This window comes from Ruegeria sp. SAZD011 (genome assembly GCF_059612545.1).
On sequence record NZ_JBXWQU010000022.1, the window covers coordinates 391,828 to 410,542 of the forward strand.

Below are 18,715 nucleotides of genomic sequence, written 5' to 3' on the forward strand. Positions count from 1 at the left end.
CTACGTATTTCTATCTCGACCTACTGTTCTCCAATATGGCCACAGTCCTCGATTTCGAACTGACAGGCCGGGTTGCCGCATTCTGCGGGCAACGAAACATAATGGAGACATCACAATGGCCAATGGCACTGTGAAATGGTTCAACGCAACTAAAGGCTTCGGCTTCATCGCGCCCGAGGGCGGTTCCAAGGACGTGTTCGTGCACATCACCGCACTGGAACGCGCCGGCATCCGTTCGCTGGACGACGGTCAGAAAGTGACCTTCGACCTGGAATCGGGCCGTGATGGTCGCGAGAGCGCGACCAACCTGCAACTGGCCTGAGCCGGTTGAACCACCGGACACATGCGCCGGTGGTTTTCGCGAGTTTATGAGGAAGCCCCCAAGCGGGGGCTTTTTCTTTGCCGGGCCGATCCCGGCGCCTTCAGCTGTCCGCAAGCAGACCGGCCTTTTCCAGTCCCTGCAAAATCAACCGCTCGTGGGCGGGGTCGGTCAGGGTCAGCCGGGCCAGCCGCGTCCGGATGTCGAATGCCGGATTGATCTCCAGCATCTCCTGCCAGACCTGACGCGCCTCCTCCACCTCGCCCAGATGTCCCAGCGCCGAGGCCAGCCAGGCGCGCCCGATATCGGTGTCCTTCACCAGGAAGACCCGTTCCTTCAGAAACAGTGCCGCGGTCTCGAAGCTGCCCTTGAGGAAATGGGCCATGGCGAGGAATTGCATGAACTGGTGCCGGAACGACGGATCCAGCCGGATTGCGCGTTCGAGATGTTCGATCGCATCGTCGAGCTTGCCCTGGGCGATCTCGATCTCGCCCCGTGTGAACCAGCCCATCGCATAGTCCGAGCTTTTGCTCATCGCCCTGTCAAGCGCCTGCACCGCTTCGTCCAGTTTGCCCTGCCACCGGGCAATGGCCGCATAGGCGTTGTTGGACCAGATGTTTTCCGGGCCAAGTTCCAGGCTGCGCCGGACCAGGGTATCCGCCTTTTGCATGGCCTCTTCCGAAGGCGCACCGGACCAGCGGTTGTGATAGTCCAGCAGATGCATGAGGGCCAGCATGCCATAAGCGTCCGCATAGCCGGGGTCACGCGCGATGGCGCGCTCTCCATATGCCACGGCCTTGCGCCAACCCTCGGCATCCATGCCGGGAAAGAACAGGAAGCCGCGCATGCGCATGTAATCTTCATGCGCGTCGATGTTCGACGTACCGACGTCGGCGATATTCGCCCGTTCGCGGGACGACAGCGAGACCTTGAGCGCCTTCACTATTTCCAGCGTCACCTCGTCTTGCACCGCGAAGATGTCGGTCAGGTCCCGGTCGTAGCGGTCGGCCCAGACATGGCTGCCGTCTTTGGTGTCGATCAGCTGGGCGGTGATGCGCACGCGCTGGCCCGCACGCCGGACGCTGCCTTCGAGAACATGGGTGACACCCAGCTCGCGCCCGACCACCCGCAGGTCGATGGACCTGCCCTTGTAGGCAAAGCTGGAGTTGCGGGCGATGACGGTCAGGCCCGAAACCTTGGACAGGTCAGTGATTATATCCTCGCTGATCCCGTCCGAAAAATACTCCTGCTCGGGATCGCCCGACATGTTGTCCAGCGGTAGAACCGCGATGGCATAGCCGGGATCGCGCGGTTTTTCAGGTTTTGCATTTCCCCTTGGCGGCGGCGGGGCATCCTGCGGATGCCAGTGATAGACGCGCAAGGCGCGGTCGATGTTCTTGACCGATACCTGCCCGCCGTCCTGAAAGGTGATCCCGAGACGACCGCCAACGCTTTCCTGCACCACCGAAGAGACGCAAACGCCGCCCGGCTGCGCCAACTGCTCCAGCCGACTGGCGACGTTGACGCCATCGCCAAAAATATCGTCATCCTGAAGGATGACGTCGCCCAGGTTGACGCCGATCCTGAGGGAGATTCCCCCGGCGCCGTCCATGTCGGCCATGGTTCGCTGGATCTCGGTGGCGCATTGCACGGCATTGGACACGCTCAGGAATTCAACAAGCGCACCGTCGCCCATCAACTTGACGATGCGGCCGTTGTGGCGGGACACGCAGGGGTCGAACACCTCGCGCCGGTGCCGGTTCAGCGCGTTCAGGGTAGCGGATTCGTCCTCGGCCATCAGCCGCGAATATCCGACGATATCAGCGGCCAGAATGGCAGAAAGGCGTCGGGATACCCGTTCATTGTCCATGCTTGATTGGTAAGGCAGATCATCGGGCCGGTCTAGCTGGCTGTGCAAAAACGGTTCGCGCAAATCTATCCGAAGGAGGGTCGGGTCCGACCTGCCATTCTCGGCGCGGCGCAAGGCGTTGGCGCCTCGCATCAGGCGACGAGCGGTCGCGGAAATCGGCCTTGCCCGAGCCCGTCGATGCGCGCATATAGGAACCAGCCGAAGACGACGGAGTACATGATGCGCGCACGGATCTACCAGCCCGCCCGGAATGCCATGACCTCGGGCATGGCCAAGACCCGCAAATGGGTTCTGGAATACGCCCCCGGTTCGGCACGTGAGGTCGATCCGCTGATGGGTTGGACCTCGTCCAGCGACACGCAGTCCCAGGTCCGGCTTCGGTTCGACACCAAGGAAGAGGCGCTGGATTACGCAAAGTCGCACGGGATCGAGGTTACTGTTACCGAGCCGCACAAGCGCAAGCCCAACCTGCGCGCACGCGGCTATGGCGAGAATTTCGCTACCGACCGGCGCGGCCCCTGGACCCACTGAGGGCGCTTTGTCCGAATTCACCATAGAGCGGGCCAGCCCATCCGCACCCGAGGCGGCGGCGCTGATCGCGCGGCACGTCGCGTTGATGGCGTCTCAATCACCCGAGGAAAGCTGTCATGTGCTGGATGGCAGTGGACTGGACAGCCCCGACGTGGCGTTTTTCCTGCTGCGTCAGGCGGGCCCCGCAATTGGAATGGGCGCGCTCAAAACCCTGTCGGGCGGCGCGCTGGAGCTGAAATCCATGCATACCCTGGTCGAGGCGCGCGGCACGGGCGCGGGACGCGCAATGCTCGAATTCCTGCTCGACCATGCCCGCAAGCAAGGCGCCTCCGGCGTCTATCTGGAAACCGGATCGACCGATGATTTCCTGCCGGCCCGGCGGCTTTATGAAACCTATGGTTTCGCCGAATGCGGCCCCTTCGAAGGGTATGCCGAGGATCCCTGGTCCACCTTCATGACCCTCGATCTGCGCGGGGCCGCTTGACCCCCCATGTTTGCGTGGCATAACAGGCGCCAAGTGGTCCCATAGCTCAACTGGATAGAGCAGCTGACTTCTAATCAGCAGGTTCGGGGTTCGAGTCCTCGTGGGATCGCCATCATTCCTTGGCGCGGATGTGTATCCCGAAGCGAGCAAGACCGCTTCGGGACAGGTTTCTCACTTGCGGTGAATGGCGTTGATCTTGGTGATTCCGTCCTCGCCCGCGCTTTCGAAAACGATATGGACTTCGTCCCCGGCCGCCAGATCCTCTGGAATCTCGTCAACGAATTCCAGCGACCAGATGGTCTTGTCCTCAAGAACGATCAGGCTATCGACCCGGTCGAAGGCGAGGATAGTACCGGTCACCTCGTCAGCCAGAACAGGGATCGCGGCGGATAGCAGGGTTGCAGCAAGGATAAGGCTGCGCATGGGGGTGCTCCTTTGAGCATGGGTTGAAACCAGGTGATAGATGTGGTGACGCAAGGCAGGGCACAAGTACGGAGCCATTGTTTATTGTTATAACTATTTCAAGTACTTAAAATAATTTCCGATCCCGACCTTTGCGCGCCATGCCGCCGCCATATTCAGGTGTCACGATCCACCCATGACCGAGTTGCAAGCCATCCGAGAGGCGCTCTATCCCGAGGTCTCGAAAAAGCAGACCCGGCGCCAGCGCCGGGCAGAGCGGACCCGTGCAAAGGCGTTGTCGCCCCTGCGCATCCTGTTGTTGTTGGCCAGCCTGCCGGTGATCGCGGGATCGACGGCCTTTGGTGTCTACATTCGCACCAGCCCCTATCCGCCCGAACTGGCCTTGCGCCATATCGCTGCGCTGGCCGGGTGCGAAGTCGCGGCTCTCGCGGGCCTGCCAGAGGCGCGGCGCGGCGAACCTGGCTATCACCTGCGTAACGACGCGGATCTGGACGGTGTCGCCTGCGGCACCAAGCTGGCCTCGGCCAGCATGGAGGCTCAGGTCCCTGTGCAGCACGCGCCCGGACAGGCGAAATTTGTCCGGCCCTGAGCGCTCAGGCCACCCGTCGCCCCTGCGACCAGACCGATTGCAACGCTGGCACCCCTTCGCGCATGCGGAACCGGATCAGATCGGCGCGTAGCCCCGGCGCGATCTCGCCCCTATCATCCAAGCCGACCGCACGCGCCGGTGCCCGTGTCACCGTGGCCAGGCCACGCGCCATGTCGCCCCAGCACTCTCCCAGACGCAGCGCAGACAACAACAGGGCCGATGGCACGTAATCCGAGCTGAGAATGTCGAGCAGGCCGCGTTCGGCCAATTCCGACGCCGCCACATTGCCAGAATGCGACCCGCCCCGGATCAGGTTAGGCGCCCCCATGATCACCTTTATCCCATGTGCATGGCAGGCCTCGGCCGCCTCGATCGTGGTGGGAAACTCGGCCAGCCGGATGCCGTGACCAGCTGATACCGCCACCTGTTCGGGCGTGGTGTCGTCATGGCTGGCCAGCACCGACCCCAGCCGCGCGGCGGCCTTGACCGTCTCGGCCTCGTGCCGATCGCCGTTGCGGTCGCGCAGCATCTTCAGATGGCTGACATGTTGCAGGAACGTGTCATCGTCCATCGCGTTCTTACCCTTCATATAGGCTTCGAGCTTGGCCATGTCGCGGAACTGCCGCTGCCCCGGCGTGTGATCCATCAGCGAGACCAGACCGACCCGGTCTTCGGGCGTGAACTCGTCCAGCTCCTCGACCAGCGTTTCCGAACAGACCTCGGCCCGCAGATGCAGGAAATGGCTGATCTTCAGCGCGTCGGCCTCGCGCAGTTGCCACAGCTCACGCGACAGGCTGCGGGCGTATTTCAGGTAACGCCCGGCACCCGAAGGGATCGAGCCCACCCGCATCGCGTCAAACACCGTGGTGATGCCGGTACCTGCAAGTTCCGCGTCATGCGCCAAGATGGCGGCGGCATGTGGCCAGTCGACCTTGGGGCGTGGCTGGATATGGCGCTCCAGATTGTCGGTATGCAGCTCCACCAGCCCGGGCGCCAGCATATCGCCGCTGCAATCGACGGCCCCGGCGGGCACGCGCGCGCCCTGGTCGATCTCGGCGATGGTTCCATCCACCACCCGCAGACTGCCGGTCACGGTCTCGCCGGGCAGAACCAGCGTGGCATTGGCAAGGATCATTTCATCTGTCATCTGAACTTCATCTGGTTGGGGCATGGGTGAAGGCCACGACATAGGAGGCCAATGTGACATTCCTGCGATACGCGATCTATTTCCTGCCACCTGCGTCCGAGGCCTGGACAGGGTTCGGTGCCGCCTGGCTGGGTTGGGACGTCGAGACCGGGCAGGAACTGGCACATCCCGAGGGTACCGGTCTGGATGTGGCCGCCCTGACCGCGACGCCGCGCAAATATGGGTTGCATGCGACGATGAAACCGCCGTTTCGCCTGGCCGCGGGGCAGGATGCCGATGCGCTGCACCGGGCCTGCGCGGCGCTGGCCGCCTGTCGCCCGGCGGTTACGCTGGCGGGGCTGGAAATCGCCCGGTTGGGCCGGTTCCTTGCCCTGCGCCCAGTGGGGGACCTGACCGAATTGAACGCGCTGGCGGCGGCCTGCGTCACCGAACTGGACCCGTTTCGCGCCCCCGCCACGCTTAAGGAGCTGGAGCGCCGCCGCGCCGCCCGGCTGACCCCGGCGCACGACGCGCATCTGACCCGCTGGGGTTATCCTTACGTGCTCGACCAGTTCCGTTTTCACATCACCCTGACCGGCCGGCTGAACGAGGACACACGGTTGCAGGCGCAAGCCCTGTTGCAGAACCGGCTCGCCCCCTTGCTGCCGGTGCCGTTCACGCTCGCCGATCTGGCGCTGGTGGGCGAGGCTGGGGATGGCCGGTTTCACCTGATCCATCGCTACGCGCTTTCCCGCTGAAGATGGGTCAGAACCGCCTCGACCGTGCGCTCGAGCGGGCCTGAATTGTCGATCGTGATCACCCGGCGCAACCCTTCGGGCAGGGTCATGTCGGCGCGCCCCAGCCGCTTCGCCTGATCTGTCGCATCCTCGCGCCCGCGCGCCGCCAGCCGCGCCGCCAGCACCTCGGGCCGGGCCGTCAGGGACAACACGGCAAAGGGGTGGAACACGTCCTGCGCTTGCAGAAGCACTGCGCGCGACAGGTTAACCAGCAGCGCCCTTGCGCCCGCACGCTCTTCATCCGAGGGCATCGGGACACCATAACTCAACCCATGTGCCTGCCAACTGAGGGCAAAGACACCACCCGCACGCTTCGCGTCGAAATCTTGCTGCGAAACGCCGGTGAACACCTCACCGCCCGCCTGGTCCGGCCGGGTGATCACCCGCCGGATCAGACGAAACCCCGGATCGCGCGCAGAAAGCGCCGCCATGACGCTGTCCTTGCCTACACCCGAAGGGCCCACCACAGCGATGACCGGCACCTGCCTCATGCCACTGCCTCTGGCGTAAAACCCGAGACATCGACCACCCGGTCGCACACCCACGCCCGCGCTTCGATATCGTGAAAGATACCGACGATGGCCGCGCCGCGCGCCTTGGCCTCCTCGATCAGCTCCAGAACCACCGCCCGGTTTTCCGCGTCCAGACTCGCTGTCGGCTCGTCCAGCAACAATGCCGGATAGGCATGGGCAAAGCCGCGCGCAATGTTCACTCGCTGCTGCTCGCCCCCCGAAAAGGTGGTGGGGCTCAGCGACCAGAGCCGCTCGGGAATGTTGAGGCGGTCCAGCAAGGCCTCGGCCCGCGCCCGCGCGGTGTCGGGATCGATCCCCAGCGCCAAGAGCGGCTCGGCCACCACCTCGACCGTCGGCACCCGTGGCACCACCCGCAGAAACTGGCTGACATAGCCCAACACCTCACGCCTCAGCCGCAGGATCTCGCGCGGCTCGGCCCGAACCACATCCAGTCCGCCCACAAGGACAGAGCCGGAGGCAGCCAGATAGTTGCCATAGATCACCCGCATCAGCGTGGACTTGCCCGCCCCCGACGCACCGGTCAGCGCCACGCATTCGCGAGGCTCCACATGCAACGAGGCCCCCTCCATCACCCGGATCACCGCGCTTCCCTGATTGTGCAGGGTGAAACTCTTGCTCACCTCACGGATGTCGATCATCCCAAATCCCTTTCATTTCGCCCCAAATACTCCGGGGGAGCGCCAAAGGCGCGGGGGCAGCGCCCCCTCACACCTGCAACACGCTCGACACCAGCAGCTGGGTATAGCCATGCTGCGGATCGTCCAGTACCTGATCGGTCAGACCGCTCTCGACCACGCGCCCGTCCTTCATCACCATCAGCCGGTCGGCCAACAGCCGCACCACCGCCAGATCATGGGTGACGATGATGGCGCTCAAACCCATCCGCTGCACCAGCCCGCGCAAAAGGTCGAGAAGACGCGCCTGCACGCTCACGTCGAGCCCACCCGTTGGCTCGTCCATGAACACCAGCCGGGGACCTGTCACCAGGTTGCGCGCGATCTGCAAGCGCTGCTGCATGCCGCCGGAGAACGCCGAAGGCCGGTCGTCGATCCGGGCGCCGTCGATCTCGACCCGGTCCAGCCAATCGAGCGCGGCCGCGCGGATGCGGGCATAATGCCGATCCCCGACGGCCATCAGCCGTTCACCGATATTGCCGCCCGCGGACACCGACATGCGCAGCCCGTCGCGGGCATGCTGGTGAACAAAGGCCCAGTCGGTACGGCTCAGCATCCGCCGTTCGGGCTCGGACATGGTGACCGTATCCACCGGCCCCATGTGCCGGGTGTCAAAGATCACCTGCCCCGCATCGGGCACCAGGTGGCCCGCCAAACAGTTAAGCAATGTCGACTTGCCGGATCCGCTTTCGCCCACGATCCCCATCACCTCGCCGGGATAGAGATCGAAACTTACATCCGTGCAGCCGATCCGCGCGCCATAGCGCTTCTCGATTCCCGCGACCCGCAACAAAGGACTCATCCCTCACCTCCCGCGCCCAGGATTTCTCCGAAATCCTGTTCAAAAAATTTCGTCGAAATTTTTGCCCCCGCTCCGACCGCACCGCTCATGCCGCCGCCTCGCGGCGTGTGCGGCAGTAATCGGTGTCCGAACACACGAATATCCGCCCGCCCGCATCGTCCATGATCACCTCATCCAGATAGCTGTCTTGGGCACCGCACAAGTCGCAAGCGTGCTCGGCCTTTGTCGCCTCGAACGGGTAATCCTCGAAATCGAGGCTGACGACGCGAGTATAAGGCGGCACCGCATAGATGCGCTGTTCGCGCCCGGCGCCAAAGAGCTGGATCGCCGCCATCTCCATCTTGGGGTTGTCGAACTTGGGGATCGGGCTTGGGTCCATCACATAACGCTCGGCCACCCGCACCGGATAGGCATAGGCGGTCGAGATCGCGCCATGCTGGCTGATATCCTCGTAAAGCTTCACATGCATCAGCCCGTATTCCTGAAGGCTGTGCATCTTGCGGGTCTCGGTCTCGCGCGGCTCCAGAAAGCGCAGCGGTTCGGGGATCGGCACCTGATAGACCAGGATCTGATCCTCGGTCAGCTCCGCCTCGGGGATGCGGTGCCGGGTCTGGATCACCGTTGCCTCCCGCGTCGCCTCGGTCGTGGCCACCCCGGCCGTGCGTTCAAAGAACTTACGGATCGACACCGCGTTGGTGGTGTCGTCGGCGCCCTGGTCAATCACCTTCAGCCGGTCCTCAGGCGTCAGCGTCGCGGCCGAGACCTGCACCCCGCCGGTGCCCCAGCCATAGGGCATCGGCATCTCGCGGCTGGCAAAGGGCACCTGGTATCCTGGTACCGCCAGCCCCTTGAGTATGGCCCGACGGATCATCCGCTTGGTCTGCTCGTCGAGATAGGCGAAGTTGTAAGCTTGATCAGTCATTCCGCGGCCTCCCTTGGCGCAATGCGCTCTTCGGCCTCGCGGCGCAGCTTGCGGACCAGTTCCAGTTCCGATTGGAAATCGACGTAATGGGGCAGCTTGATATGCTCCAGAAACCCGGTGGCCTGGATGTTGTCGCAATGGCTCAGCACAAATTCCTCGTCCTGCGCCGGGGCGCCAAGATTGTCCTCGCCCAGTTCCTGCCAGCGCAGGGCGCGGTCTACCAGCGCCATGGAAATCGCCTTGCGCTCGGACTGACCGAACACCAGCCCATAGCCGCGCGTGAACTGCGGCGGCTCGGTCTTTGACCCCTTGAACTGGTTCACCGTTTCGCATTCGGTCAGCTCGACCTCGCCGATCTCGATGGCGAAACCCAGTTCGGGAACCTCCATCTCGACCATGACCCGCCCGATGCGCAGCTCGCCAACAAAGGCATGGTTGCGGGCATAGCCGCGCTGGGTGGAATAGGCCATGCCGAGCACAAACCCCTCATCCCCGCGCGCCAGAGATTGCAGGCGCAGGGCGCGATCAGCGGGAAACTCCAGCGGTTCGCGGGTCAGATCGCGCGGCGCGGCCTCGCTCTCGGGTTCGGACTGGATCAGCCCCTCTTGCCCCAGAAACTCGGTGATATGCGGCGTTGGCTCGCGACGCGGCGGCGCGCTTGGTGCGGGCGGCACCGCGCCCTCGGCGGCCAGTTTGAAATCCAAGAGGCGATGGGTGTAGTCGAAGGTCGGCCCCAGCACCTGCCCGCCCGGCGCATCCTTGAACGTGGCCGAGATACGGCGGTCGCAGGCCATTGCGCCGGTATCGACCGCGCGGCTTGCGCCAAAGCGCGGCAGGGTAGTGCGATAAGCGCGGATCAGAAAGATCGCCTCGATCAGGTCGCCGCGCGCCTGCTTGATCGCCAGCGCGGCCAGGTCGGGATCGTAAAGCGAGCCCTCGGCCATCACCCGGTTGACCGCCAGGCTCAATTGTTCGCGGATCTGGGCAAGGGAGAGTTCGTCGACCGACGTATCGCCCCGCCGCTCCTCGGCCAGCCAGGCATGGGCGTTCTCGATGGCGCGCTCGCCCCCTTTGACGGCAACATACATGGCCTAGCCCTCCACGCGAATGGTGGTACTGCGCGGCAGGGCCGCAACCCGGTCGCCGCAGGTAAAGAAGAAATCGCAGCCCAGCGGGTAAAGGATCGCGTTGCCCTGCAACGCGCCCGCGTCCGGCAGCGACAGGCGCGCGGTGTCGCGGATGCCCGGACCGGTCAGCACCGCGCCTGCGTTTTCCAATGCGTCGCATTCGACGATCAGCGTGGCCGAGCGGTCGGGATATTCCGGTGTGCCGATCCGGTAGCGCGACAACGGCATCAGGTCGGTCCATCTGCCCAGCGCGAAATCGGCCTCTGCCGCATCGACCAATGGCGCACCTGTGTGAAAGCTCAGCCATTGGCGCACAGCGTCGGTGTCCGCCGCCCCGGCCAGATGCACCCGCGTTTCCGGGTCGCAGAGCGTCAGCAACAATGTGCCCGCCGCAACCGAAAGGGGCGCGGGCGGCGCGGCGCCTGCGATCCTGCGGATGTCCCCCGGCCGCGCCATGACGGTCATCGCGGCGCGAAAGGCATGCGCCGCATCGACAGGCGCGTCGCGAAAGCCACCGGCATAAAGGCTCGATCCGTCCATCAATCCTCCCCCCTGACCAGCGTGAAGAATTCAACCTTGGTGGCGGCGGCCCGGGCGGCGCGGGTTTCGGCGCGCTCGGCCATCTGCGCGGCCAATGGGTTCAGCACGCGTGCGCGGATCCGGTCGGCGGCCTCGGTCTGCATCAAGGCGTCAATCATTGCCGCTGCCTCGGCCTTGACCCGCGAGCGACCCTGTACATAGGCATGACCCACGGTGCCATCGCCCAGCACCAGCGCGCAGCGAGTCACCGTCATCTCGCCCAGGTTGAAGGGGGCGCCGGTACCACCGGTGCGACCCCGCACCATCACGCCGCCGGTCTCGGGCGCGCGCAACCAGTCATAGGCGGGGCGCTCCTCGATCCGGTCCCACAGCGCCATCAGCGCTGCCTCGGGCGCGCGAGCCAGAAGGCCCATCCAGCCCTGCCGCGCCGCTGTGTCCTTTTCTTGATCCGCCATGAAAACCCCTTGGCCCGGTTGTCTACATTAGCTATACAACTAGACAAATATTAGCGGGTTGCCCCCCATCCCGCAATCCACCCAACGATGAAGTTTTGATGACATGAGCCGCAGCCCCGTCTGGAAGACCATCGCGCTGAGCCTGACCGAAGACATCGCCGAGGGGCGTTATGGCGAAGGCGACCAACTGCCGACCGAGGCGCAGCTGGCCGCGACGCACGGCGTCAACCGGCACACGGTGCGCCGGGCGCTGGCGGATCTGGCCGATCAGGGGCTGGTGCATGCGCGCCGCGGCGCGGGTGTCTTTGTCGCCGCCCGGCCCACCGACTACGCCATCGGCAAGCGGGTGCGGTTTCACAAGAACATCGCCGCCGGGGGCCGCATTCCGGGCAAACGCATCCTGACCCTGCTGACCCGTGCCGCCGATGCGGCCGAGGCCGAGGCGCTGAACCTGCCCGACGGCGCGCGCGTACATGTCTATGACGGGCTGTCACTGGCCGATGGCCAGCCCATCGCCGTGTTCCAGAGCGTGTTTCCTGCCGCACGTTTCCCCGGGCTTCCCGAGGTGCTGGCCGAGACCCGATCCGTCACCGCCGCTCTGCAACGGCTGGGGGTCGCGGATTTCACCCGGATCTCGACCCGCCTGACCGCCAGGCCCGCCAACGCCACCCAGGCGCTGCACCTGCGTTTGAACGAGGGGGCGCCGCTGATGTTCTCGACAGGGATCAATGTCGATCCCGACGGGCAGCCTGTGGAATACGGTCGCACCTGGTTTGCCGGCGACCGGGTGACATTGACCTTGGGCGCTGACTGAACCGCGCCTTGATCGGCATCAAGGTACAGACAGCGGGACCATGGCTAGGCTACGTATATGAGCGATACAAACCCCACCGGGCTAGATGCCTATAAACCCGCCGAAATTGCCCACCTGGTGGAAACCGCAGGCGTGGCCAAGGCCGGGCTCAGCGCCGCGCAGACCCTGACGCTGGCTGTGCTGGCGGGGGCCTTCATCGGCTTTGGCGGCGCCGCCTATACGATGGTGATGACCGGAGCGGATGCGGGCTTTGGCCCGGCGCGTTTTCTGGGCGGGGTGGTGTTCTCGCTGGGGCTGATCCTTGTCATCGTCGGCGGCGCCGAGCTGTTCACCGGCAACGCGCTGATGGTAATGGCGGCGGTGGACCGGCGGATCACGCTGGCCGCGCTGTTGCGCAACTGGGGGCTGGTCTATCTGGGTAATCTGCTGGGCGCGGTCGGGCTGGCGCTGGCCTTTGGCCTTTCCGGCCTGCTGGACGGGCCGATGGGCGAGACCGCCCAGACCATCGCGCGCGGCAAGGCGGCACTGGAACCCGGCGCGGCCTTCATGCGCGGGGTGCTGTGCAATGCGCTGGTCTGCCTCGCGGTCTGGCTGACCTTTGCCGCGCGCACGGCGGCAGGCAAGATCCTGGCCATCCTCTGGCCGATCTCGGGGTTCGTGCTGCTGGGGCTGGAACACTCGGTGGCCAATATGTACCTGATCCCGCAGGGCATGCTGGCCGGGGCTGAGGTGACATTCGGCGCGGCGCTGTCGAACCTGCTCTGGGTCACACTGGGCAATATCCTCGGCGGGGCGGGCGGCGTGGCGCTGGCCTATCGCTTTGCCTATCTGCGATAGCCCCCGGTCATGACCGACCCCTATCAGACAGCAGATGCCGAAACCCGTGCCCAGGCCCGCGCACTGATCAACACCGCGCGGTATGGGGCGCTGGCGGTGCTGCAACCGGGTGGCCTGACCCCGTCGGTCAGCCGCATTGCGCTGGCCACCGATGCGCAGGGCATGCCTGTCTCGCTGATCTCATCCCTTTCCGCCCATACCACCGCTTTGGAGACAACCCCGGCCTGTGCCCTGCTGATCGGAGAGCCGGGCGGCAAGGGCGACCCGCTGGCCCATCCACGCCTGACCCTGCATTGCACCGCGCGACAGGTCTTACGCGGCACATCCGAGCACGATACCTTGCGGGCCCGCTATCTGGCCCTGAGACCCAAAGCGGGGCTTTATGCCGATTTCGGTGATTTCCGCTTTGTCCGTTTCATCGTCACCGATGGCCTGCTGAACGCGGGTTTCGGCAGAGCGGTGCGGCTGAGCGCCAAAGATCTCGCGGCCTAGGCCCGCTTGCGCGCAGGCTCCTCGGCGAAACGCAGCGACACACCCTCTCCCGAGGCGCTGCCACGCAGGAACAGGTCAGGGGCGGCGACCTGCGGATAGGTTTCGACCCAATCGCGGAAGCGGTCATTGGTCACGATCCGTGCACCCAGTTCTTCGGCCTGTTCGATCAGCAGCGGGTCCGCAGGCGTCCCCTTGGGTGCCACATTGATATGGGACACCGGATAGCGCAGCGCCCGCGACAATTCGTGCGGCCCCATATATTTTGATCCCACGAGGTACCCCACATTTGCATCGAACCACAATAGCGGGGTCCAGCCATTGCGTACCAACCCTTCGACACATTGGCGCACCGTCTGCAGGTTGGGTGTCTCATCCCGCCAATAGAGCACGTTGGAGCCGTCGATCACGATCCAGACCGGCGCTCTGCGCAGTCTCTGACGCAGCACCAGAACCACGCCGACGACAACGCCCAGCGCCGCCGCCAACATGAGCGGCGTCAGGATCGGACCAAAGGTCAGCAAGGACCAGCCCAGCAAAAGCAGCGAACCGGCGAGAACTGCGAGAGAGACAATCATTGGGTGAATGTATCACCCAGTCACTCTCGCATAACAAGAGAAATTCGACGCGTCGACCGCCTGATCAACGCACCACATGTACCGCGCATTGCGCGTGGCGCACAACCTGGGTCGCGGTGGACCCCAACAGCAGATCCTGCATGCCGGGGCGGTGCGAAGAGATGATGATCAGATCGGGATTGTTCGCCTCGGCCCAATCCAGGATCGAGCGCCCCGAATGCCCCTCGACCAGAACGCCGGTGGCGTTGGGAAGCTGGGCGGCCAGCGCATCGAGTTCCTTTTTCAGCGCCTTGCGCGCCTCGGCCAGGTAATCGGTCGGCATGTACGAGATCGCATAGGCCGGAATATGTTCGACCACATGCAGCAGGGTGACCCGCGCTTCAGGGGTAGCCAGAAGTTTGGCCAGTTTCAGCGGACCGGATACGTCGCGTTCGGCATCGAACGAGATCGGTACAAGGATGTTGTGATACATGTGTCGCGCCTCCGTTTGGGAATAGCGACAGAATGCCCCGGCTAGCCCGAACGAACCTTGATCCAGATCAGGACAGCTTTCAGTCGCTGTCGAAGGTCTCGGCCACCTCGTACATAACCGGCTCGAAGCTTTTGCACATCTCGTTGATGCGACGATTACGCTCGCGCATTTCGGGCGTGCGCAGCATGGCCAGAAAATCCTCGCGCCGCTGCCATTGCGAATAGTTGGCGATACGGGTCTGGGCATCGTTCACATGCAGGCCGGCCGCGACGAAACCGGGCTGTTTCGAGATGAAATCGGCATAGGCCTCGGTCAGCGCCTCTAGCAGGTCCTGACAGGTGCCGGGCGTCATTTCAAAGGTCGTGATGACAGTCTGAACCGGGGCAGCTTTGGCGATCTTGGGCATGGGGTTTCTCCTGCGAATGCAGGGCCAGCCTAGCACAGGTCTTGGGTTCTCATAACCCCAGAGCAGCCTCGATTTCCCGCATCAAACCAGTTACTTCGCCATGAGCCGGACCCTTGGGCGCCTCCAGCGCGGCGCGACCATGCCCCAGTGTTTCGGCATAGGTAACACGGTTTGCCAGTGCCGATTTCGCCAGTTCGGCCTTCAGCTCTTGCGCCTTGGTCGCCACATCCTGCGCCAGTCGCGTTCCGGGGCGATTGCGGGTCATCACCATCAGCGCCGGCTTGTCCTCGCGCTCGGCCAGGTAGAGCACCATTTCCACCGCCCACAGGTCCAGATGAGAGGTCGCGACCGGGATCAGCACCAGATCGGCCTCGCGCAACGCAGGGCGAAGGTCGCTGTCGGCCTTGGGCGGGGTGTCGATGATGACGATGTCATTGTCCTTGGCCAGCTTGCGCACCTCATAGCTGACCCCCCAGGCCGAAGCGGTTGAAAACTCCAACCCCGGATCGCCGCCAGCCTCAAGCCGCGCCATGAACCACCGTCCGGCGGAACCCTGCGGATCGGTATCCATCAGCGCCACCCTCTTGCCCGCACGGGCAAATGCAACGGCCAGGTTCACCGCCAGCGTGGTCTTGCCAGACCCACCTTTTTGCTGTGCGACCGTGATGACATGTCCCATGCGGCGACTCCTTATGCTGCATCGCAGCATAACATCGCACCCTGTGTACACAACGGCAAAAGCCTGACGCTCCTGCGGCACAACCGCACTAACCAATCGTTAACCAATCCCGGCAAGGCTGGCGTTGGAGGGTGCGGAATGGGCCGCCTGCTGATTGTCTTGTGGATTTGCATGACTGTCGCCAGCCCGGCGGCGGCGGGCGCATGGCTGCGCGAAAAGGGACACGGATTCACGTCGGTCTCGGCAACGCTGTTCCGGTTTCAGGGCCTCACCGACTACAAGACCGCGGTCTATGCCGAATGGGGCTTGGCCAGGCGCCTCACCATGGGCATCGACATCAATGAACTGCCGGGCGTGACCGGACATGCCCTGATCTTTGCGCGCTATCCGATCCGGGACATGGGCACCAGGGGCCGGCTCGCTGCCGAACTGGGCCTTGGGGCGCATCACTGGCTGGGCGACTGGGCGCCGATGAGCAAGCTCACGCTTTCCTATGGCAAGGGGCTCGAGACACGCTGGGGCAATGGCTGGCTGGCAGTCGACACCGCATGGGAGAGACGGAACGGCACCGAAACCGACATCTACAAGCTCGACCTGACCGCAGGCCTGTCTACTGCGAGGCGTATTGACCCGATGTTGCAGGTTGAAACCGCCTATGTGCCGGGCCATCCGCTGTTCTGGACCGTGACGCCCTCGCTCTTGATCGAGGGCGGCAAGGGAAAGACGTGGGTCCTGGGCCTTGAACGCAAATCCGACCTGCCCGGAAGCTTCAACATCAAGTTCAGCCTCTGGCGCGAGTTCTGACTGGAAAAGGGGCCGCAACCGCGGCCCCAACGCTCCCCACCCGACCGGACTATTTGTCGGCACGGACCGTGACGAAAACGGTTCCCGTGACAGGCTCGCTCCAGCGCAGGCGAAGCTGATCCTGATTGGTTCCCTGCTGCACCTGGGCATAAGGGGCCAGATAGGCCACCGCCCCGCCCGAGTCCCGCAGCGGCCCCTGCGGTACCACCGCATCGACACCGCGCGTTTCGGCGCCGAAAGGCAAAGTCGCATCGGTGTTGATCAGCCAGTTGTCCGATGCGCTGGTCTGATCCACCTCGAGCCGCAACGGGTTGGCGCTGCGCGTGCTGACACCGTGATAGGTGTTCCCCTGATAGATCAGGTCCCGCGTGCGGTCGAAATTGAGCCCCGAGAAGCTGGTATCGACCCGCTCCGCCCGATCGATATAGCCGTTGATCGACCGGAACTTGTTTCCGGTCACCGTCATACCGTTGATGAAATGCCCCACCCCGTGCGGCTTGATCACGATATAGCTGAACCAGGGCGCCACCTCGCCCGACAGAAAGATGTTGTCGGTGATGCTCATCGCACTGAACGAGAACCCGCCGGTGAAATCCGGGTTTGGATCCTGTTCGTTGGTCCATTCCAGGCTGCAATTGTCGACATAGTTCTCGGCAAAGGTGGCGCTGGAATAGGTCCCGATCAGCACGATCCCCGCCGCGCGCGGACCGTTGGCAACGGCATCGCCCTGAAAGAAGTGATTGCCCAGGATCATGTGGTTCTGTCCCGCCATGACGGCAAAGTGCCGGAACCGAGTTGCCCGGCAATGGCGCAGCTTGACGTCGTTGGCATTGGTGTTGAACCCGATGCTGCTGCGGTCTGGCACATTGAGCGCCTCCTCCGCCGACAGGAACTGGCACCCGTCGATCAGCATGCCCTGGCAGCCGCCGCCGATTGAGGTGATGCCGCGATCCTTGGGTCGGCTGACAAAGCAATCATACAGCGCAAAGGTCGAGCCAAACGGCGCCAACCGAATAGCGCTGCAATGCGTGTTGCACTGGAACTCGATGTTCTGCATGTTGAACTTCGACAGCGAGCTGAAGCCGCTGAAATCCAGCATATACTTGAAGCTGTGAAAGGTGAACACCTGGGTGCCCGCCGCATCGTAGAGAGGGGCGTTCAACGTGATCTCGCCCGCGCCCACGTTCTTCGAGCGCACATAGATTTCGCGCCCGACACCCGCGCCGGTTACCAGAGACCCCACCGGGATGTTTGCGATATTCGTGACATTGCTCAGCTTGCGCGCATCATTGGGATCATAGGTTGCCTGCGACGTATAGGTATCCGTATCCCACGCGGGACCAGAGACAGCGACCAGCTGACCATTGCGGATGACCCGGCGGGTGGAAAAACTGGTCCGGTTCGGAACCGCCGCCTGCATGTCGATCGGCGCGGTGACCGACACGTTGCGCCCGCCCATGTCCAGCGATTCGTGATCCGATCCGTTCAGCAGCGCCTGAAACGCCTTTCGAAACGCGGTTTCCTCGTCCCCAAAGGCCTCGATATAGGTGGGAAGGTCGAAACTCTTGGTCAGCAGCAGCATCTTGTCGACAGGCATGGTGACCGTGCCCTCGAATTCGATCTCCGACGCCAGGCTGACCGTCTGGCCAAGGAAATACGTACCAGCGGGCACGAACACCCGGCGCCCTCCTGCCGCAGAATCGGCGGCCTCGAACGCCGCCGAATCGTCTGTGACGCCATCGCCCACCGCACCATAGTCGCGCACGTCGACCTGGCTCAGCATATCGCGCAGAAATGCGCCGGTGATGTCCGTGATCTCGATATCGTCGATCCGGACAATGCCGCCATTCGACCCTTCAAGGTCAAGGCCGAAATGGCCATACAGCGCCGAGGCGCCCCAGACCATGTCAACGCCGCCACGATTGCCCGAGCCGACGATCCCCGTCACCTCGACCACGTCGCCATAGGTCGTCAGCGTCGTCGACGGCCCCTGCTCCGTCACCCCGCCGATATGAGCGCCGCCCGCGCCGCCGGCCCATCCGGCCACCCGGACGCTGGGCAGATTGCCGCTGATCGCCTTGATCCGCACCTTGATCTGAAGGTAGCAACCGGGCTGCAACGGTGTTTGCCCCATATATCGCAGTTTCTGGACCGAAGCTGTCTTTTGCAGTTCCAGGCAGCCGCCGAAATCGGCATCCGCCGGAACAAAGGCGGCATTCGGCGCACCGTCGTAGGTATCCGATCCCGGTGTGCCGTCGCCACTCGACCACACGTTCAATCCCTGTTGAAAGGCGCGCGGCATAAAGTTGATGCCGTCGGTGATTGCCTTGTTCATCCAAATCCCTTTCCCAATCGCGCCGCAGGCAAGCTGCTCAGGCGCTTTCATGTGACGGGTCCGGGCCGCACCCGAACGCGCCAAATGGGTAGGTCAAAGGGATTAATTC

The 18,715-nt window shown here is 63.9% G+C and carries 24 protein-coding genes and 1 tRNA gene; 10 read left to right on the plus strand and 15 right to left on the minus strand.

From position 1 onward, the window contains the following. Positions 1–115: 115 nt before the first annotated feature. Positions 116–322, plus strand: coding sequence for a cold-shock protein (locus AC2FLM_RS10575; RefSeq protein WP_234137371.1), 207 nt, complete (start codon positions 116–118; stop codon positions 320–322). A 100-nt stretch (positions 323–422) separates the two neighbouring features. Here the strand turns inward: AC2FLM_RS10575 and AC2FLM_RS10580 are convergent, their stop codons facing one another. Further along, positions 423–2,189: an adenylate/guanylate cyclase domain-containing protein gene (locus AC2FLM_RS10580; RefSeq protein ID WP_496857770.1), complete on the minus strand. Its 1,767-nt coding sequence runs from the start codon at positions 2,187–2,189 to the stop codon at positions 423–425. Between the two features lie 219 nt (positions 2,190–2,408). Between AC2FLM_RS10580 and AC2FLM_RS10585 the strand changes: the two genes are divergently transcribed. The 3 genes from AC2FLM_RS10585 to AC2FLM_RS10595 all read left to right on the plus strand — a co-directional run bounded on the left by AC2FLM_RS10585 (position 2,409) and on the right by AC2FLM_RS10595 (position 3,316). Next, positions 2,409–2,720, plus strand: a complete 312-nt coding sequence (locus AC2FLM_RS10585) for an ETC complex I subunit (protein ID WP_234137369.1) — start codon at positions 2,409–2,411, stop codon at positions 2,718–2,720. 7 nt (positions 2,721–2,727) lie between these two features. Further along, entirely contained in the window at positions 2,728–3,204 is a 477-nt protein-coding gene (locus AC2FLM_RS10590; RefSeq protein WP_234219561.1) for a GNAT family N-acetyltransferase, read from the plus strand. Positions 3,205–3,239: 35 nt separating this feature from the next. Continuing rightward, a tRNA-Arg gene (locus tag AC2FLM_RS10595) sits at positions 3,240–3,316 on the plus strand. 59 nt (positions 3,317–3,375) lie between these two features. On the opposite strand, the gene AC2FLM_RS10600 is transcribed toward AC2FLM_RS10595, so the two are convergent. Next, positions 3,376–3,627, minus strand: a complete 252-nt coding sequence (locus tag AC2FLM_RS10600) for a hypothetical protein (RefSeq protein WP_234162759.1) — start codon at positions 3,625–3,627, stop codon at positions 3,376–3,378. Positions 3,628–3,802: 175 nt separating this feature from the next. Here AC2FLM_RS10600 and AC2FLM_RS10605 point away from each other — a divergent pair, with 175 nt between their 5' ends. Then, positions 3,803–4,216: an excalibur calcium-binding domain-containing protein gene (locus AC2FLM_RS10605; RefSeq protein WP_496857773.1), complete on the plus strand. Its 414-nt coding sequence runs from the start codon at positions 3,803–3,805 to the stop codon at positions 4,214–4,216. A 4-nt stretch (positions 4,217–4,220) separates the two neighbouring features. Here AC2FLM_RS10605 and AC2FLM_RS10610 read toward each other — a convergent pair whose 3' ends face one another. Continuing rightward, positions 4,221–5,363 (minus strand): alpha-D-ribose 1-methylphosphonate 5-triphosphate diphosphatase, encoded by a 1,143-nt coding sequence (locus AC2FLM_RS10610; RefSeq protein WP_496857775.1) that lies wholly within the window; start codon positions 5,361–5,363, stop codon positions 4,221–4,223. A 53-nt stretch (positions 5,364–5,416) separates the two neighbouring features. On the opposite strand from AC2FLM_RS10610, the gene AC2FLM_RS10615 reads away from it, so the two are divergent. Continuing rightward, a complete protein-coding gene (locus tag AC2FLM_RS10615; RefSeq protein ID WP_496857777.1) occupies positions 5,417–6,100 on the plus strand; it encodes a DUF1045 domain-containing protein in 684 nt (227 codons plus the stop codon). On the opposite strand, the gene AC2FLM_RS10620 is transcribed toward AC2FLM_RS10615, so the two are convergent. From AC2FLM_RS10620 to phnG, 7 genes are all read right to left on the minus strand, one after another. Then, on the minus strand, positions 6,082–6,570 hold the full coding sequence (locus AC2FLM_RS10620) for a ribose 1,5-bisphosphate phosphokinase PhnN (protein WP_496857779.1): 489 nt from the start codon (positions 6,568–6,570) through the stop codon (positions 6,082–6,084). The genes AC2FLM_RS10615 and AC2FLM_RS10620 overlap by 19 nt on opposite strands. A 56-nt stretch (positions 6,571–6,626) precedes the next feature. Then, positions 6,627–7,310: a phosphonate C-P lyase system protein PhnL gene (phnL, locus tag AC2FLM_RS10625; protein ID WP_496857781.1), complete on the minus strand. Its 684-nt coding sequence runs from the start codon at positions 7,308–7,310 to the stop codon at positions 6,627–6,629. A gap of 67 nt (positions 7,311–7,377) precedes the next feature. Further along, positions 7,378–8,148 (minus strand): phosphonate C-P lyase system protein PhnK, encoded by a 771-nt coding sequence (gene phnK / locus AC2FLM_RS10630; protein WP_496857783.1) that lies wholly within the window; start codon positions 8,146–8,148, stop codon positions 7,378–7,380. Between the two features lie 85 nt (positions 8,149–8,233). After that, entirely contained in the window at positions 8,234–9,070 is an 837-nt protein-coding gene (locus AC2FLM_RS10635) for an alpha-D-ribose 1-methylphosphonate 5-phosphate C-P-lyase PhnJ (RefSeq protein ID WP_496857785.1), read from the minus strand. Continuing rightward, positions 9,067–10,158 (minus strand): carbon-phosphorus lyase complex subunit, encoded by a 1,092-nt coding sequence (locus AC2FLM_RS10640; RefSeq protein ID WP_496857787.1) that lies wholly within the window; start codon positions 10,156–10,158, stop codon positions 9,067–9,069. The genes AC2FLM_RS10635 and AC2FLM_RS10640 overlap by 4 nt, the downstream gene beginning before the upstream one ends. 3 nt (positions 10,159–10,161) lie before the next feature. Continuing rightward, positions 10,162–10,737 (minus strand): phosphonate C-P lyase system protein PhnH, encoded by a 576-nt coding sequence (gene phnH / locus AC2FLM_RS10645; protein ID WP_496857789.1) that lies wholly within the window; start codon positions 10,735–10,737, stop codon positions 10,162–10,164. Further along, positions 10,737–11,192 carry a phosphonate C-P lyase system protein PhnG gene (gene phnG / locus AC2FLM_RS10650; protein WP_496857791.1) on the minus strand — a complete coding sequence of 152 codons (456 nt, stop codon included), beginning with the start codon at positions 11,190–11,192 and terminating at the stop codon, positions 10,737–10,739. Before phnG ends, phnH begins: the two co-directional genes overlap by 1 nt. Before the next feature lie 103 nt (positions 11,193–11,295). Here phnG and phnF point away from each other — a divergent pair, with 103 nt between their 5' ends. Genes phnF through AC2FLM_RS10665 form a run of 3 tightly spaced genes read left to right on the plus strand, consistent with a single transcriptional unit; the run spans position 11,296 to position 13,335 of the window. Then, the gene (phnF, locus tag AC2FLM_RS10655; protein ID WP_234219580.1) at positions 11,296–12,006 is read left to right on the plus strand and encodes a phosphonate metabolism transcriptional regulator PhnF; all 711 of its coding nucleotides are present in this window, start codon (positions 11,296–11,298) and stop codon (positions 12,004–12,006) included. Positions 12,007–12,063: 57 nt separating this feature from the next. Continuing rightward, positions 12,064–12,843 (plus strand): formate/nitrite transporter family protein, encoded by a 780-nt coding sequence (locus AC2FLM_RS10660; RefSeq protein WP_234142690.1) that lies wholly within the window; start codon positions 12,064–12,066, stop codon positions 12,841–12,843. Positions 12,844–12,852: 9 nt separating this feature from the next. After that, positions 12,853–13,335 carry a HugZ family pyridoxamine 5'-phosphate oxidase gene (locus AC2FLM_RS10665; RefSeq protein WP_496857794.1) on the plus strand — a complete coding sequence of 161 codons (483 nt, stop codon included), beginning with the start codon at positions 12,853–12,855 and terminating at the stop codon, positions 13,333–13,335. Here AC2FLM_RS10665 and AC2FLM_RS10670 read toward each other — a convergent pair. From AC2FLM_RS10670 to parA, 4 genes are all read right to left on the minus strand, one after another. After that, on the minus strand, positions 13,332–13,910 hold the full coding sequence (locus AC2FLM_RS10670; RefSeq protein WP_496857796.1) for an NYN domain-containing protein: 579 nt from the start codon (positions 13,908–13,910) through the stop codon (positions 13,332–13,334). The genes AC2FLM_RS10665 and AC2FLM_RS10670 overlap by 4 nt on opposite strands. 64 nt (positions 13,911–13,974) lie before the next feature. Then, complete coding sequence (locus tag AC2FLM_RS10675) at positions 13,975–14,382, minus strand: universal stress protein (RefSeq protein ID WP_234142685.1); 408 nt, start codon at positions 14,380–14,382, stop codon at positions 13,975–13,977. Between the two features lie 79 nt (positions 14,383–14,461). Continuing rightward, a complete protein-coding gene (locus AC2FLM_RS10680) occupies positions 14,462–14,788 on the minus strand; it encodes an antibiotic biosynthesis monooxygenase family protein (protein WP_234142683.1) in 327 nt (108 codons plus the stop codon). Between the two features lie 49 nt (positions 14,789–14,837). After that, on the minus strand, positions 14,838–15,467 hold the full coding sequence (gene parA, locus AC2FLM_RS10685) for a ParA family partition ATPase (RefSeq protein ID WP_496857798.1): 630 nt from the start codon (positions 15,465–15,467) through the stop codon (positions 14,838–14,840). A gap of 138 nt (positions 15,468–15,605) precedes the next feature. Here parA and AC2FLM_RS10690 point away from each other — a divergent pair, with 138 nt between their 5' ends. Continuing rightward, entirely contained in the window at positions 15,606–16,271 is a 666-nt protein-coding gene (locus AC2FLM_RS10690; protein WP_496857800.1) for a hypothetical protein, read from the plus strand. A gap of 49 nt (positions 16,272–16,320) precedes the next feature. On the opposite strand, the gene AC2FLM_RS10695 is transcribed toward AC2FLM_RS10690, so the two are convergent. Then, positions 16,321–18,606, minus strand: coding sequence for a glycosyl hydrolase family 28-related protein (locus AC2FLM_RS10695; RefSeq protein WP_496857802.1), 2,286 nt, complete (start codon positions 18,604–18,606; stop codon positions 16,321–16,323). Positions 18,607–18,715: the final 109 nt, after the last annotated feature.

What these genes read in the sequence shown, in the direction of transcription:
- AC2FLM_RS10695 (WP_496857802.1), bottom strand. Translation starts at nt 18,606, where the DNA reads ATGAACAAGGCAATCACCGACGGCATCAACTTTATGCCGCGCGCCTTT.
- AC2FLM_RS10675 (WP_234142685.1), bottom strand. Translation starts at nt 14,382, where the DNA reads ATGTATCACAACATCCTTGTACCGATCTCGTTCGATGCCGAACGCGAC.
- AC2FLM_RS10600 (WP_234162759.1), bottom strand. Translation starts at nt 3,627, where the DNA reads ATGCGCAGCCTTATCCTTGCTGCAACCCTGCTATCCGCCGCGATCCCT.
- AC2FLM_RS10640 (WP_496857787.1), bottom strand. Translation starts at nt 10,158, where the DNA reads ATGTATGTTGCCGTCAAAGGGGGCGAGCGCGCCATCGAGAACGCCCAT.
- phnH (WP_496857789.1), bottom strand. Translation starts at nt 10,737, where the DNA reads ATGGACGGATCGAGCCTTTATGCCGGTGGCTTTCGCGACGCGCCTGTC.
- AC2FLM_RS10680 (WP_234142683.1), bottom strand. Translation starts at nt 14,788, where the DNA reads ATGCCCAAGATCGCCAAAGCTGCCCCGGTTCAGACTGTCATCACGACC.
- parA (WP_496857798.1), bottom strand. Translation starts at nt 15,467, where the DNA reads ATGGGACATGTCATCACGGTCGCACAGCAAAAAGGTGGGTCTGGCAAG.
- AC2FLM_RS10605 (WP_496857773.1), top strand. Translation starts at nt 3,803, where the DNA reads ATGACCGAGTTGCAAGCCATCCGAGAGGCGCTCTATCCCGAGGTCTCG.
- phnK (WP_496857783.1), bottom strand. Translation starts at nt 8,148, where the DNA reads ATGAGTCCTTTGTTGCGGGTCGCGGGAATCGAGAAGCGCTATGGCGCG.
- AC2FLM_RS10610 (WP_496857775.1), bottom strand. Translation starts at nt 5,363, where the DNA reads ATGACAGATGAAATGATCCTTGCCAATGCCACGCTGGTTCTGCCCGGC.
- AC2FLM_RS10660 (WP_234142690.1), top strand. Translation starts at nt 12,064, where the DNA reads ATGAGCGATACAAACCCCACCGGGCTAGATGCCTATAAACCCGCCGAA.
- phnF (WP_234219580.1), top strand. Translation starts at nt 11,296, where the DNA reads ATGAGCCGCAGCCCCGTCTGGAAGACCATCGCGCTGAGCCTGACCGAA.
- AC2FLM_RS10580 (WP_496857770.1), bottom strand. Translation starts at nt 2,189, where the DNA reads ATGGACAATGAACGGGTATCCCGACGCCTTTCTGCCATTCTGGCCGCT.
- AC2FLM_RS10665 (WP_496857794.1), top strand. Translation starts at nt 12,853, where the DNA reads ATGACCGACCCCTATCAGACAGCAGATGCCGAAACCCGTGCCCAGGCC.
- AC2FLM_RS10620 (WP_496857779.1), bottom strand. Translation starts at nt 6,570, where the DNA reads ATGGCGGCGCTTTCTGCGCGCGATCCGGGGTTTCGTCTGATCCGGCGG.
- phnG (WP_496857791.1), bottom strand. Translation starts at nt 11,192, where the DNA reads ATGGCGGATCAAGAAAAGGACACAGCGGCGCGGCAGGGCTGGATGGGC.
- phnL (WP_496857781.1), bottom strand. Translation starts at nt 7,310, where the DNA reads ATGATCGACATCCGTGAGGTGAGCAAGAGTTTCACCCTGCACAATCAG.
- AC2FLM_RS10585 (WP_234137369.1), top strand. Translation starts at nt 2,409, where the DNA reads ATGCGCGCACGGATCTACCAGCCCGCCCGGAATGCCATGACCTCGGGC.
- AC2FLM_RS10575 (WP_234137371.1), top strand. Translation starts at nt 116, where the DNA reads ATGGCCAATGGCACTGTGAAATGGTTCAACGCAACTAAAGGCTTCGGC.
- AC2FLM_RS10635 (WP_496857785.1), bottom strand. Translation starts at nt 9,070, where the DNA reads ATGACTGATCAAGCTTACAACTTCGCCTATCTCGACGAGCAGACCAAG.
- AC2FLM_RS10690 (WP_496857800.1), top strand. Translation starts at nt 15,606, where the DNA reads ATGGGCCGCCTGCTGATTGTCTTGTGGATTTGCATGACTGTCGCCAGC.
- AC2FLM_RS10670 (WP_496857796.1), bottom strand. Translation starts at nt 13,910, where the DNA reads ATGATTGTCTCTCTCGCAGTTCTCGCCGGTTCGCTGCTTTTGCTGGGC.